12 protein-coding genes and 1 pseudogene are annotated in these 13,126 nt (G+C 70.8%); 9 read left to right on the top strand and 4 right to left on the bottom strand.

Going from position 1 to position 13,126, the window contains the following annotated elements; translation table 11 throughout:
- Positions 1–1,194, bottom strand: a complete 1,194-nt coding sequence (locus LN251_RS16380) for an RtcB family protein (protein ID WP_458245068.1) — start codon at positions 1,192–1,194, stop codon at positions 1–3.
- Positions 1,195–1,399: 205 nt separating this feature from the next.
- Between LN251_RS16380 and LN251_RS16375 the strand changes: the two genes are divergently transcribed.
- The 3 genes from LN251_RS16375 (at position 1,400) to LN251_RS16365 (ending at position 4,714) form a co-directional block, all read left to right on the top strand.
- A complete protein-coding gene (locus LN251_RS16375) occupies positions 1,400–2,206 on the top strand; it encodes a DUF3558 domain-containing protein (protein ID WP_458245067.1) in 807 nt (268 codons plus the stop codon).
- A 135-nt stretch (positions 2,207–2,341) separates the two neighbouring features.
- Positions 2,342–3,247 carry a DUF3558 family protein gene (locus tag LN251_RS16370; RefSeq protein WP_458245066.1) on the top strand — a complete coding sequence of 302 codons (906 nt, stop codon included), beginning with the start codon at positions 2,342–2,344 and terminating at the stop codon, positions 3,245–3,247.
- A 156-nt stretch (positions 3,248–3,403) separates the two neighbouring features.
- Positions 3,404–4,714 carry a DUF2637 domain-containing protein gene (locus LN251_RS16365; RefSeq protein WP_458245065.1) on the top strand — a complete coding sequence of 437 codons (1,311 nt, stop codon included), beginning with the start codon at positions 3,404–3,406 and terminating at the stop codon, positions 4,712–4,714.
- Between the two features lie 79 nt (positions 4,715–4,793).
- Here LN251_RS16365 and lysS read toward each other — a convergent pair whose 3' ends face one another.
- A complete protein-coding gene (lysS, locus tag LN251_RS16360; RefSeq protein ID WP_458245064.1) occupies positions 4,794–6,536 on the bottom strand; it encodes a lysine--tRNA ligase in 1,743 nt (580 codons plus the stop codon).
- 127 nt (positions 6,537–6,663) lie between these two features.
- Between lysS and argS the strand changes: the two genes are divergently transcribed.
- A complete protein-coding gene (gene argS, locus LN251_RS16355; RefSeq protein ID WP_458245063.1) occupies positions 6,664–8,424 on the top strand; it encodes an arginine--tRNA ligase in 1,761 nt (586 codons plus the stop codon).
- Positions 8,425–8,452: 28 nt separating this feature from the next.
- On the opposite strand, the pseudogene LN251_RS16350 reads toward argS, so the two are convergent.
- Positions 8,453–8,851 (bottom strand): annotated as a pseudogene (locus tag LN251_RS16350) (ATP-binding protein); the annotation flags it as partial.
- 113 nt (positions 8,852–8,964) lie between these two features.
- On the opposite strand from LN251_RS16350, the gene LN251_RS16345 reads away from it, so the two are divergent.
- Positions 8,965–9,792, top strand: a complete 828-nt coding sequence (locus tag LN251_RS16345) for a helix-turn-helix domain-containing protein (protein ID WP_458245062.1) — start codon at positions 8,965–8,967, stop codon at positions 9,790–9,792.
- On the top strand, positions 9,789–9,977 hold the full coding sequence (locus tag LN251_RS16340; RefSeq protein WP_458245061.1) for a DUF397 domain-containing protein: 189 nt from the start codon (positions 9,789–9,791) through the stop codon (positions 9,975–9,977). Before LN251_RS16345 ends, LN251_RS16340 begins: the two co-directional genes overlap by 4 nt.
- A gap of 76 nt (positions 9,978–10,053) precedes the next feature.
- Here the strand turns inward: LN251_RS16340 and LN251_RS16335 are convergent, their stop codons facing one another.
- A complete protein-coding gene (locus LN251_RS16335) occupies positions 10,054–10,404 on the bottom strand; it encodes a peptidoglycan-binding domain-containing protein (protein WP_458245060.1) in 351 nt (116 codons plus the stop codon).
- Positions 10,405–10,713: 309 nt separating this feature from the next.
- On the opposite strand from LN251_RS16335, the gene LN251_RS16330 reads away from it, so the two are divergent.
- From LN251_RS16330 to LN251_RS16320, 3 genes are read left to right on the top strand one after another with little or no spacing between them, the layout of a single operon-like run.
- A complete protein-coding gene (locus LN251_RS16330) occupies positions 10,714–11,484 on the top strand; it encodes a peptidoglycan-binding protein (protein ID WP_458245059.1) in 771 nt (256 codons plus the stop codon).
- Positions 11,481–12,323 carry a helix-turn-helix domain-containing protein gene (locus LN251_RS16325; protein ID WP_458245058.1) on the top strand — a complete coding sequence of 281 codons (843 nt, stop codon included), beginning with the start codon at positions 11,481–11,483 and terminating at the stop codon, positions 12,321–12,323. Before LN251_RS16330 ends, LN251_RS16325 begins: the two co-directional genes overlap by 4 nt.
- Positions 12,324–12,358: 35 nt before the next feature.
- On the top strand, positions 12,359–13,126 hold the full coding sequence (locus LN251_RS16320) for a DUF4253 domain-containing protein (RefSeq protein WP_458245057.1): 768 nt from the start codon (positions 12,359–12,361) through the stop codon (positions 13,124–13,126).

Below are 13,126 nucleotides of genomic sequence, written 5' to 3'. Positions count from 1 at the left end.
TCAGCCCTTCACGCAGACGACCTGCTTCAGCTTCGCCACGACCTCCACCAGGTCCCGCTGCTGGTCGATGACCTGCTCGATCGGCTTGTAGGCGCCCGGGATCTCGTCGACGACACCGGAGTCCTTGCGGCACTCCACGCCCCGCGTCTGCTCCTCCAGGTCCTTCGTCGAGAACCGGCGCTTGGCCGCGTTGCGGCTCATGCGCCGGCCCGCGCCGTGGGACGCCGAGTTGAAGGCCTTCTCGTTGCCGAGACCCTTCACGATGTACGAACCCGTGCCCATGGAACCGGGGATGATCCCGTACTCGCCGGAGCCCGCGCGGATCGCGCCCTTGCGGGTGACGAGCAGGTCCATGCCCTCGTAGCGCTCCTCGGCCACGTAGTTGTGGTGGCAGGAGATCTCCGGCTCGAAGGCCGGCTTCGCCTTCTTGAACTCCCTGCGGACCACGTCCTTCAGGAGCGCCATCATGATCGTGCGGTTGTACTTGGCGTACTCCTGCGCCCAGAACAGGTCGTTGCGGTACGCCGCCATCTGCGGGGTGTCCGCGACGAAGACGGCGAGGTCGCGGTCGACCAGGCCCTGGTTGTGGGAGAGCTTCTGGGCCACGCCGATGTGGTGCTCGGCGAGTTCCTTGCCGATGTTGCGCGAACCGGAGTGCAGCATCAGCCACACCGAACCGGACATATCCGTACAAACTTCCACGAAGTGGTTGCCCGACCCGAGGGTGCCCATCTGCTTCCCGGCCCGCTCATGACGGAACTTCACCGCCTCCGCAACGCCGCCGCGGCGCTCCCAGAAGTCGTCCCAGCCCGCGGTGGCGAATCCGTGCATACGGGAGGGGTCGACCGGGTCGTCGTGCATGCCGCGACCCACCGGGATGGCCTGCTCGATCTTCGAGCGCAGCCGCGACAGGTCGCCTGGAAGGTCGTTCGCCGTCAGCGACGTCTTCACCGCCGACATCCCGCACCCGATGTCCACCCCCACCGCCGCGGGACACACCGCCCCCCGCATCGCGATGACGGAGCCGACCGTCGCGCCCTTTCCGAAGTGGACGTCCGGCATCACCGCCAGGCCCTTGATCCACGGCAGGGTCGCGACGTTGCGCAGCTGCTGCAGGGCCACGTCCTCGACCGACGCCGGGTCGGTCCACATCCGGATGGGGACCTTGGCGCCCGGTATCTCCACGTACGACATGACGTCCTCTTTCCCCCGAAAACATGACAGAAGTCTTGAATCGCAAAAACCGCGCCATGATCAACGAAAGGGACATCGGACCAGCGTTCGCGGTGTTGCGTGCGATACACATTGTCTGCAGGGAGCGCCCCTGTGCGGCAAGCGAATAACCAGCGGGGACACTGGTAGTGATCGCCCGGACCCCACCGTCGAAGGGAGCCCGACCGTGCAGCGGAAGGCCTACGTACCCGGCGTCGTCGCCCTCCTCGCGGCGCTGTTGGCCGGCTGCACCGGCGGCTCGAACGACACCGGAGCCACCGACGACGCGAACCCGGGCGACGCCGGCACGGCGACCGCGGTGGCCCAGCCCGGCAAGTACGACACCCTTCCCGAGCCGTGCGGCGCGGTGAGCCACGGCACGCTCGACACGCTGCTGCCGGGCATCCGGCAGATCACGGACACCACGCAGCGCGACAAGGCGTACGAGGGCGAGGCGACGCTCACGTACGACACGGACCGCAAGGCGGGCTGCCGTTGGAAGGTGGAGTCGTCGGACGCCACCGACCACCTCTTCGTCGACTTCGAGCGGGTGGTGTCGTACGACAACGCGGTGAGCGACGACGCCCAGGCGCAGGAGCTGTTCGGGAAGAAGGAGGAGGCGGCGAACCTCCCCGAGGCGTCGCCGTCCGCCGACGCCTCCGCGACCGCCGACTTCAGCACGTCGCCCAGCGCCTCGCCGAGCGCCTCGGCGTCCTCCTCGCCCTCCGCCTCCTCCTCCGCGACTCCCGCGAGCCTTCTGCCGCGCACTCTGTCGGACCTGGGGGACGAGGCGTTCCTGAACGACGTGGTGAGCGGCTCCGGTTCGACGGCCCAGCAGCGCACGGTGACTGTGGCGTTCCGCACGTCCAACGTCATCGTGACCATCGAGTACGAGGAGCAGCCGGCCACGATCGGCACGGTCCCGGACAGCAAGGAAATGCAGGACAGGGCCCGGAATCTGGCCTCTCGGCTGGCGGACACGCTGGCCGGTTAGCCGGTGTTCGCCGGTCCCTCACACCCGTGCGCAAAGCCTTCGAAACAAAACCGCACAGGTTCCTCACCGCGTACCGTGGCCCCTCGGACCTGAACGCCGACCGCAGGAATCACGAGCGTCATGAGTGAAGGAACCATGCAGCGAGCAGCAGAGCGAGATCAGCGGAGCCAGCGAGCGAAGGGGCGTGGCCGCGTCCTTGTGTGCGCGGCGGCGGTGCCGGTGGTACTGCTGGTGGCCGGATGTTCCTCGGACTCCGGTTCCGGTGACAAGAGCGCCGGCAAGGGGTCCTCGGGCGGTGACACGGCCGCGTCCGCGGGGGTGAGCGCGTCTCCGACCGTGCAGGCGGCGGCGTACGCGAAACTGCCGGACTCGTGCGGGGTGTTGTCGAAGAAGACGTTGACCTCCCTGGTGCCGAAGGGGGTCAAGTCCGGCAAGAAGGGCAGCTCCGGCGACGCGGGAACCCGGGCGAGCTGCTCCTGGAGCAGCCTGGACAACAACGGCGTGAAGGGCTCGCAGTTCCGCTGGCTGAACGTGTCGTTGCTGCGCTTCGAGTCGGACGCCGCGCGCGGCGAGGGCAACCAGCTGGCGCACGAGTACTTCACGAAGCAGGTCAAGGACGCCCAGGCGGTCGAGGGCGCGAAGAACGCCAAGTGGCAGACGGTCGCCGGGACGGGCGACGAGGCGACGCTGGTGCACTACGACCTGAAGAAGAAGGAGGGGTCCTTCAAGCAGCAGACGGTCGTGGCGCGGGTGGAGAACGTGGTCGTGACCGTCGACTACAACGGCGCGGGTCTGGCCGGTGAGAAGACCCCGGACCCGAAGGCCCTCGCGAAGCTCGCCGAGCAGGCGACGAAGGAAGCGGTGGCCGCGGTGTCGGCGGCGAACGGTGACGGCAGTGCGGGTTCGGGCACGGGTGCGGGCACGGCGAGCCCTTCGCCGTCGAAGCCCGCGTCGAAGTCGCCGTCGCCCTCCGCGTCGGCCTCGAAGGCCGCGAAGTCCGCTTCGGCTTCCCCTTCCTCCTCAGCGTCGAAGAAGAGCTGACCGTCACACCAGGACGTCAACGCGCAGCTCAGGCGCGCTGTACGGCGGAGCCCGGCCCTCCGCGGGGGCCGGGCTCCTGCCGTACCGACAACACGTGCGGCGCACACATGTGCCACCCTGTTGCGCGCAACAACACGCAATGGGAGGGGAGTACGGGTGGCAGCGCCACTGCAGCTGACGCGGATGCACCGCGTTCTCATCGGCGTGGTCGTGACCGGCGCCGTGATCATCGCCGGCATCGGCTTCGCCGGTTCGTACGCGGCCGTCCGTGAGTTGGCCCTCAAGAAGGGCTTCGGGAACTTCGCGTACGTGTTCCCGGTCGGCATCGACGCCGGTATCTGTGTCCTGCTCGCCCTGGACCTCCTTCTGACGTGGATCCGCATCCCGTTCCCGCTGCTGCGCCAGACGGCCTGGCTGCTGACGGCGGCGACGATCGCGTTCAACGGCGCGGCGGCCTGGCCGGACCCGCTGGGTGTGGGCATGCACGGGGTGATCCCGGTGCTGTTCATCGTGGCGGTGGAGGCGGCCCGGCACGCCATCGGCCGGATCGCGGACATCACGGCGGACAAGCACATGGAGGGCGTCCGGCTGACCCGCTGGCTGCTCTCCCCGGTGCCGACGTTCCTGCTGTGGCGGCGGATGAAGCTGTGGGAGCTGCGCTCCTACGAGCAGGTGATCAAGCTGGAGCAGGAGCGGCTGGTCTACCGGGCGCGTCTGCACTCGCGGTTCGGCCGGGCCTGGCGCCGCAAGGCTCCGGTGGAGTCGCTGATGCCGCTGCGGCTGGCCCGGTACGGCGTGCCGCTGGCGGAGACGGCCCCGGCGGGTCTGGCGGCGGCGGGCATCGAGCCGGTCCTGCTCCCGCCGGCGCCCCGGTTCGATGCGGCTCCGGCCGCGGACGGCCGGGCCGCCGTGGCGGCGCCGGTCCCGCAGCGCGCGGCCCCCGCGGGTGAGCAGCGCCAGGAACTGGCCGGCCCGCCCGTCGCCGAGCAGCCGCCGTTCGAGCCGGAGCCGGAGGTGAGCCCGTGGCTGCACGCGCGGCCCCCGCAGCAGATCGAGTACCACGGCGGCTACGACCCGACCTACGACCCCTCGGACCAGTACGCCCAGTGGTACGAGGAGCAGCAGCAGGCGGACCAGTACCGCGAGCAGTTCGAGGAGGAGCCTCCGCTGCCCGGTCAGGAGCCCTCTCCGGAGGAGACCGGCACCTTCCCGATCCCGGTGGGCCCGAACCGGACCCGCGAGCTGGGCGAGGGCGGTGGCCCCCCGGAGCCGGCGGCGCCGACGGAGGAGGACTTCTACCAGGTCTTCAAGAAGTCGATAGACGGCAGTTATCCGACGGCCGGCCAGCTGCGCGGTGACGTCGAGGCGACGTACGGCGTGTCGCTGCCGCAGCGTGACGCCGAGCGCATGGTCAACCGTTTCACCAACCGTCACACGGCGGAACTGCAGGAGGACCACATCGCCTAGCGCGTAGGACGCGTCGGTACGTACGAGGAGGGGGCGTCCGGTGCCAGGCACCGGACGCCCCCTCCTCGTATGACGCGGGCTACTCGCCGAGCAGGCGCCGCACCCGCTCCTGGCCGACCGCGAGAAGCAGCGTGGGCAGGCGCGGGCCGGTGTCCCGGCCGACCAGCAGGTGGTAGAGCAGGGCGAAGAAGGTCCGCTGGGCGGTCTTGATCTCCGCGGGCAGCTCCTTGGGCGTGGCGTCGGCCGGGAAGCCGGCCTGCACCTTGGGCACGCCGTAGACGAGGTGGGTGAGCCCGTCGAGCGACCAGTGCTCGGCGAGGCCGTCGAGCAGCAGCCGTACGGACTGCTGGGACGCCTCGTCGAGGGACTTCAGCAGCTCGGCGTCCGGCTCCTCGCGCACGATGGTCCGCTGGTCGGCGGGGACGTGCGTGTTGATCCAGGCCTCGGCCTTGTCGTAGCGCGGCCGGGCCTCGTCGAGGGAGCCGAGCGGGTTGGCGGGGTCCAGGTCGCTGAGGATGCGCAGCGCCTGGTCCTCGTGCCCTGCGGTGATGTCGGCGACGGAGGCCAGGGTCCGGTACGGCAGCGGGCGCGGGGTGCGCGGCAGCTCACCGGCGGCCGTGCCGACCGCCCGGGCGTGCGCGGCGACGTCGGCCGGGAGGGCCGTGCCGTCGGCGACCTTGGCGTCCAGCTTGTCCCACTCGTCGTAGAGCCGCTGGATCTCCTGGTCGAAAGCGATCTTGAAGGACTGGTTGGGGCGGCGGCGGGCATACAGCCAGCGCAGCAGCTGCGGCTCCATGATCTTCAGGGCGTCTCCGGGGGTCGGCACGCCGCCCCGCGAGGAGGACATCTTCGCCATGCCGCTGATGCCCACGAAGGCGTACATGGGGCCGATGGGCTGCTTGCCGCCGAAGATCCCGACGATCTGGCCGCCGACCTGGAAGCTGGAGCCGGGCGACGAGTGGTCGACGCCGGAGGGCTCGAAGATGACGCCCTCGTACGCCCAGCGCATCGGCCAGTCGACCTTCCACACCAGCTTGCCGCGGTTGAACTCGTTGAGCCGGACGGTCTCGGAGAAGCCGCAGACGGTGCAGGAGTAGGTCAGTTCGGTGGTGTCGTCGTCGTACGAGGTGACGGTGGTGAGGTCCTTCTCGCAGTTGCCGCAGTACGGCTTGTACGGGAAGTACCCGGCGGAGCCGCCGCTGCCGTCGTCCTCGCCGGCCGCGCCCGAGCCCTCCGCGGCCTCCAGCTCGGCCTCGTCCAGAGGCTTCTGCTGCTGCTTGGCGGGCGCCTTCTTCGTGCGGTACTGGTCGAGGATGGCGTCGATGTCGCCGCGGTGCCGCATGGCGTGCAGGACCTGGTCGCGGTACACGCCGGAGGTGTACTGCTCGGTCTGGCTGATCCCGTCGAACTCCACGCCGAGCTCGGCCAGCGACTCGGTCATCGCGGCCTTGAAGTGCTCGGCCCAGTTCGGGTACGCCGACCCCTTCGGCGCCGGGACGGAGGTCAGCGGCTTGCCGATGTGCTCGGCCCAGGCGTCCTCGTCGACCCCGGCGATGCCCTTGGGCACCTTGCGGTAGCGGTCGTAGTCGTCCCAGGAGATGAGGTGGCGCACCTGGTGTCCGCGGCGGCGGATCTCGTCGGCGACGAGGTGCGGGGTCATGACCTCGCGGAGGTTGCCGAGGTGGATGGGGCCCGACGGGGAGAGTCCGGACGCGACGACGACCGGTTTGCCCGGGGCCCGACGCTCCGACTCCTCGATGACCTCATCCGCGAAACGGGAGACCCAGTCGGTGGTCTCGGTGCTCTGAGCCACGATCGGCACGTCCTTCTTTCTGAACGGGTGAGGCTCCATTGTCACAGACGGTGGTGCGACCGGGAAAACCGCTTTACCCCCCATGGGATACTGGATGGGTCTATCCATTCCCACGAGGAGAACGGCACCCCTTCCTATGGCCTCGGTCACGTCCCTCAGCGACTCCGTCCAGCAGCAGCTCGCGTCCGCCCTCTCGGCCACCCTGCCGGAGGCCGCCGGAGCGGACCCGCTGCTGCGACGCAGTGACCGGGCCGACTTCCAGGCCAACGGCATTCTGGCGCTCGCCAAGAAGGCGAAGGCGAACCCGCGGGAGCTGGCGACGCAGGTCGTCTCCCGGGTGGCGACCGGCGACGAGCTGATCAAGGACGTCGAGGTGTCCGGCCCCGGCTTCCTGAACCTCACGATCGCCGACCGGGCCATCACCGAGAACCTCGCCGCGCGGTACGCGGACGGCGACCGGCTCGGTGTGCCGCTGAAGGAGAACGCGGGCATCACGGTCATCGACTACGCCCAGCCGAACGTGGCGAAGGAGATGCACGTCGGCCACCTGCGCTCCGCCGTCATCGGCGACGCGCTGCGCGGCATGCTCGACTTCACCGGCGAGACGACGATCGGCCGGCACCACATCGGCGACTGGGGCACCCAGTTCGGCATGCTCATCCAGTACCTGTTCGAGAACCCCGGCGAGCTGGCCCCCGCGGCCGACGTCGACGGCGAGCAGGCGATGAGCAACCTCAACCGGGTGTACAAGGCCTCGCGGGCCGTCTTCGACGCGGACGAGGAGTTCAAGGAGCGGGCCCGCAAGCGGGTCGTCGCCCTGCAGTCCGGCGACAAGGAGACGCTCGAGCTGTGGCAGCAGTTCGTGGACGAGTCGAAGGTCTACTTCTACTCCGTCTTCGAGAAGCTGGACATGGAGATCCGCGACGACGAGATCGTCGGCGAGTCGGCGTACAACGACGGCATGCCCGAGACCGCCCGCCTCCTGGAGGAGATGGGTGTCGCGGTGCGCTCGGAGGGCGCGCTCGTCGTGTTCTTCGACGAGATCCGGGGCAAGGACGACCAGCCGGTGCCGCTGATCGTGCAGAAGGCGGACGGCGGCTTCGGCTACGCGGCCTCCGACCTGACCGCGATCCGCAACCGGGTCACCGACCTGCACGCCACCTCGCTGCTGTACGTGGTGGACGTCCGTCAGTCGCTGCACTTCAAGATGGTCTTCGAGGCGGCGAGGCGTGCGGGCTGGCTGACCGACGACGTGACCGCGCACAACATGGGCTACGGCACGGTGCTCGGCGCGGACGGCAAGCCGTTCAAGACGCGTGAGGGCGAGACCGTCCGGCTGGAGGACCTGCTGGACGAGGCCGTGCAGCGGGCCGCCGAGGTCGTCCGGGAGAAGGCGAAGGACCTCACCGAGGACGAGATCCAGGAGCGGGCCACGCAGGTCGGCATCGGCGCGGTGAAGTACGCGGACCTGTCGACGTCCCCCAGCCGGGACTACAAGTTCGACCTGGACCAGATGGTCTCGCTGAACGGCGACACGTCCGTCTACCTCCAGTACGCCTACGCCCGGATCCAGTCGATCCTGCGCAAGGCGGGCGAGACGAAGCCGGCCGCGCACCCGGAGCTGGAACTCGCCTCGGCGGAGCGGGCGTTGGGCCTGCACCTGGACGCGTTCGGCGACACGGTCTTCGAGGCGGCGGCTGAGTACGCCCCGCACAAGCTGGCGGCGTACCTGTACCAGCTGGCGTCCCTCTACACGTCGTTCTACGACAAGTGCCCGGTCCTCAAGGCCGACACCCCGGCGCAGGTCGAGAACCGTCTGTTCCTGTGCGACATGACGGCCCGCACCCTGCACCAGGGCATGGCCCTCCTGGGCATCCGGACGCCCGAGCGTCTCTGACGGCAGGAGCGGGCAGCGGGTCGCAGAGGAACTCGCACCACACCGACTTGCCCAACTCCCGCTCCCGGACGCCCCACTTGTCGCTCAGCACCGCGACCAGCAGCAGTCCGCGACCGCCCTCGGCCCCGGTGTCCCCGTCGTCCACGACGCGGGGCACGCCGGGGCCGCTGTCGTGCACCTCCACGCCCAGCACCCGGCCGTCGTAGCGCAGCAGCAGCCGTGAGTGGCGGCCAGGCGGGACGCCGTGCAGCAGGGCGTTGGTGACCAGTTCGCTCACGCAGAGCAGTACGTCGTCGGCGCGGTCCGTCCCGGCGAGGTTCCAGCCGGTGAGGGTCTCGGCCGTGAACCGCCGCGCGGCCTGCACGGATCGGCGCTCCCGGCGCAGGAACCGCTCGCGCAGGCAGGGGATTTGAGTCCTGTCGTTCACAGCACGAGAGTCGCGGAGAGTGACTAGCGTTGATCACTCGGTGAACCCGTACAGATTTTTTGTACGGGCTCGCACCGGGTGACGTACGCGTGTCGAGGGGGATGGAGACCTGCATGAGCGCCAGGAGGCCGCCGCGGCCGAAGAACCTCACGTCCATGAAGATGCTGGGCAAGCAGCTCGGCGCCGCGCGTCGTGCCGCGGGTCTCACCCAGAGCGCCCTCGCCGAACTCGTCCGCGTCGACGAGGAGACGATCGCGTCGATCGAGCAGGGCAGACGGGCCCTGAAGCCGGACCTGGCCACGGTGCTGGACGACGTCCTCCAGACCAAGGGGACGCTGCCGGCGGGTGTGGCCAACCTGCCGGAGATCGACCAGTTCCCGATGTGGGCGGAGCTGTACATGGAGCATGAGCGGGAGGCGATTGCGCTGTCCTGGTACGACAACGCGGTCGTTCCCGGTCTGCTGCAGACCGAGGCCTACGTCCGTGCCGTGCTGCGCAATCGCGTGCCCGCGTACGACGAGGACGAGATCGACACGAGCACGGCCGCTCGTCTGAAGCGGCAGGAGATCCTGCACCGCAGGAATCCGCCGACGCTGAGCTTCATCGTCTGGGAGCCGGTGCTGCACCTGCGCATCGGTGAGCCGGAAGTGCGGCGGGAGCAGCGGCGCCATCTGCGGTCCGTCGCCGAACTGCCCTGCGTGGCACTGCAGTTCCTGCCGTTGAGCAGCCCCTGTCACGCGGGGATGGACGGCCCCTTCACCCTGCTCGAAACACCGGACCACCAGCACCTCGCGTACACCGAATCCCAGCGCGGCAGCCAGTGGGTTTCTGACGCGGATGAGGTGTCCAGGCTGGCGCGCAAGTATGCGATGCTGCGGACGCAGGCCCTGACCACACAGGACTCCAGGGACCTGCTCGACCGCCTGCTAGGAGAGCAATGAGCGCCGACGCACTTCAGTGGTTCAAGTCGTCTTACAGCGGCAGTGAAGGCGGCCAGTGCCTCGAAGTCGCCACCACGCCCCACACCATCCACATCCGCGACTCCAAGAACCCCGCGGACAGCGGCCCCACCCTGCGCGTCACCCCGGCCGCCTGGGCCGCGTTCACCGCGAGCAGTCGGGTGTAGGTGACGACCGTCATGGCCCTCCGCACTGCGGTGACGGCCCGCTCCCCCGAGGGCGGGCCGTCGGCGCGCGGAGGGCTCAGTAGGTGGTGGGCAGGTACTTGTAGCAGTAGTCCGAGTAGCTGTTGTCCGCCCAGAGGTGACTGCCGGTCTGCGGGCCGACGATGCCGTCGGCGGGCAGGCCCTCGTTGCTCTGGTACTTCTTGACGGCCTTCAGGGTCTTGGAACCGAAGTCGCCGTCCGTGTCCACGACCTTCTTGCCGTAGTGGGCGTTGATGCCCGCCTGGACGCACCACACGCCGTGGTGGTTCGACGAACCCACGCTGATGTTGCCGACCTTCGGCGAGGCCGTGGCGGACGGTGCGAAGGCGATACCCGTACCGATGACGGCGGTCGCCGCGACGAGTGCGACACGCTTGAGCGTCTGCATGATGCAGTTCCCTCTCTGGAGAAGCTGTGGCCTTGTGGCCGGCTTGCGACAACGAGCCTGCGGGCGCCGCCCGGTGGGCTGCCAGCGGCTGCCGGGAGATGACGTGAGGACGGGACGTCCCGGCGGCTGACCTGCGTGGACACCGTCCGGTGTGACGGCGCGCCGGGACGGCGTGCGCGGCCGGTGGCCGGTTTCCCCTCCCCTCGGGAACCGGGTCCGCACCGGCACCCGTGGTTGCTGGGGCAGAATGCGAGAGGGAACGGCGGCCCCTGACCACGGCCGCCCGACACGAACGCGAGTGGGGGACACATGTCGCGTTGGAAAGCGCTGCCTTCGGAACTCGATCCGCGGACCCGGCAGTTGGTGGTGCGCCTGCGCCGGCTCAAGGACCACTCCGGGCTGAGCGTGCGGCAGTTGGCGGCGCGGACCGGGTACAGCGCCAAGTCCTGGGAGCGCTACCTGGGCGGCCGGACGCTGCCGCCGCCGGAGGCCGTCGAGGCGATCGCTCGTATCGCCGGGGACGATCCGACTCGGCTGCTGGCGCTGCGCGAGGTGGCGGCCGACGCCTGGAAGGACGGCCGGGCGGCCCCGGAGGCGGACGTGGGCACGGCGGAGGTGCTGACGGCGGGGGCGGAAGATCTGACGGGCGGGGGGCGGTCGCTGCGCGTCGCGCTCACGGCGGGGGCGGTGGCCCTGCTCCTGGCCGTCTGCGCGGCGATCCTGGTGACCGTACGGCTGTCGGACGACCACGAGCGCACGTCGCGGGCCTCGGCCTCGCTCTCCGCGTCCACCGCACCGGCCCCGTCGTCACCGACGTACGGCTGCCAGGTGGTGCGGGTCGACGGCCGCTGGTACGGGGGCAACAGCCGCACCATGGACGCGCAGTTGGCGCAGGGCAACGCCGGGCCCGCGGTGGCCGAGGCGCAGTGCCTGCTGCGCCGGGCGGGCCTGTCGCCCGGCCCCGTCGACGGGATCTTCGGCCCGCGCACCGAGAGCGCGGTACGGCATCTGCAGCGCCGGGCGGGCCTGGTGGTGGACGGCATCATCGGCCCGCACACCTGGAAGGCCCTGCGCGCATGACGCCGTCGCCGTCGGCCTCCCCCGAACAGACCCGGCTGACGCTGGGACTGAGGGAGTTGCGCACCCGTACCGGTCTGAGCCTGGCGGCGCTCGCGGCGAAGACCGCGTTCAGCAAGTCGTCCTGGGAGCGCTACCTCAACGGCAGGGCGCTGCCGCCGCGGGAGGCGGTGGAGGAGCTGTGCCGGCTGGCCGGACGGCCGCCGGGCCGCTACCTGGCGCTGTGGGAGATCGCGGAGTCGGAGTGGCGGGGACGGGCCCGGGAGGCACCCGCCGCGCCCGCGGCCGGCACTCCTCCGAAGGCCCCCGAGCCGGGGCCCCCCGCTGCCACCGGTCACCGCGGGGTGGCCGCCGTGGCCCTGCTTGCCTCGGCGTGCGCGCTGGTCGTGGGAGGCGTCGCGGTGGCCGTCTTCCTCCTGCTGCCGCATCCGGACGGCGCCCGCCGGACGGCGTCGCTGCCGGCGACCCCCACCGGCCCGCGCTGCCGGGGCTCCGCCTGCGAGGGGGCGGACCCCATGCGCATGAACTGTGCCGGCGCACCCGACACCCTGGCCACCCACCACACGGCGTCCGGCGCCTGGCTGGAGCTGCGCGGCAGCTCGGCGTGCGGGGCGAGTTGGGGCCGTATGTGGGGCACGCGGATCGGCGACCGGATGGAGGTGACGGTGGCCGGCCGCGTCCGCCGGGCCGTGGTGCGGGACGCCGTGGACGCGGCCTCGTACGTCTACACGCCCATGGCGGTCTCGCGCCCCGGGGCGGTCGTCCACGCCTGCTTCCGGCCGGCCGGCGGCGCACGCGGCGAGTGCTTCGACGGGCGGGTGGCGGGGGCCGACGGCCGGTGAGGCCGTTGTCAGTGCCTGCCCCTACAGTCTCCGGCATGGCGACACTCCCCAACCCGCTCCCCCGGCTCGACGCCCTCGGACTCGAACTCCCTCCCGGCCGGCTGGTCGACGAGACCGTCGAGGGGCCTTGGCACGAACCCCTGCTCTGGCTCGCCGACGAGCAGGCGGCGCCCGGCGGCTGGGACGCCCTGCGGCATACCGCGCCGGCGGCCGGCCTGCTGCCCGTGCTCGTCGAGGCCGGTGGTGACCTCGGGGGGCCGTGGGACTGGGAGTTGGCGCCCGGCGAGGTCTCGTACCCCGGGGACCACGACCCGGTGGACGTGCTGGCCGAGCATTGGGAGGAGTGCGCGGCGGACGGCGAGGAGTGGCCGGGCCCGGCACCCGCCGCGGACGTCACCGCCCCGGAGGTCGCCGCCGCCACGCTCGCGGAAGCGGTTGTCGCGGGCAGCACCGGCGCGTTCAAGGAGCCCCGGCTCGCCCTCGTCCCGGCCCGCCGCAGCGCGGACATCCCCGCGGCGATCGGCTGGACGGGCCCGGCCCACCACGACGACGACGTGGCCCGGCTCTGCGCGGTGCTCCGCTCCTGGGAGGACCGCTACGGGGTGCGGGTCGTCGCCCTCGGCTTCGCCCACCTGCTGGTCTCCGTCGCCGCCCCGCCCGCCACACCCGCCGAGGCGCGGGCCCTGGCCGCGGAACACTTCGCGTTCTGCCCGGACAACGTCCTCCAGGGCCCCGGCACCCTCACCGCGTACGCCGAACAGCACCTGCTCGGCAAGTCGTCCTGGCACTTCTGGTGGGACTGA

Source organism: Streptomyces sp. MAI_2237, assembly GCF_054189285.1.
Note: the sequence above shows the minus strand (reverse complement) of the source record. Positions and strands in the feature narration are given on the sequence as shown.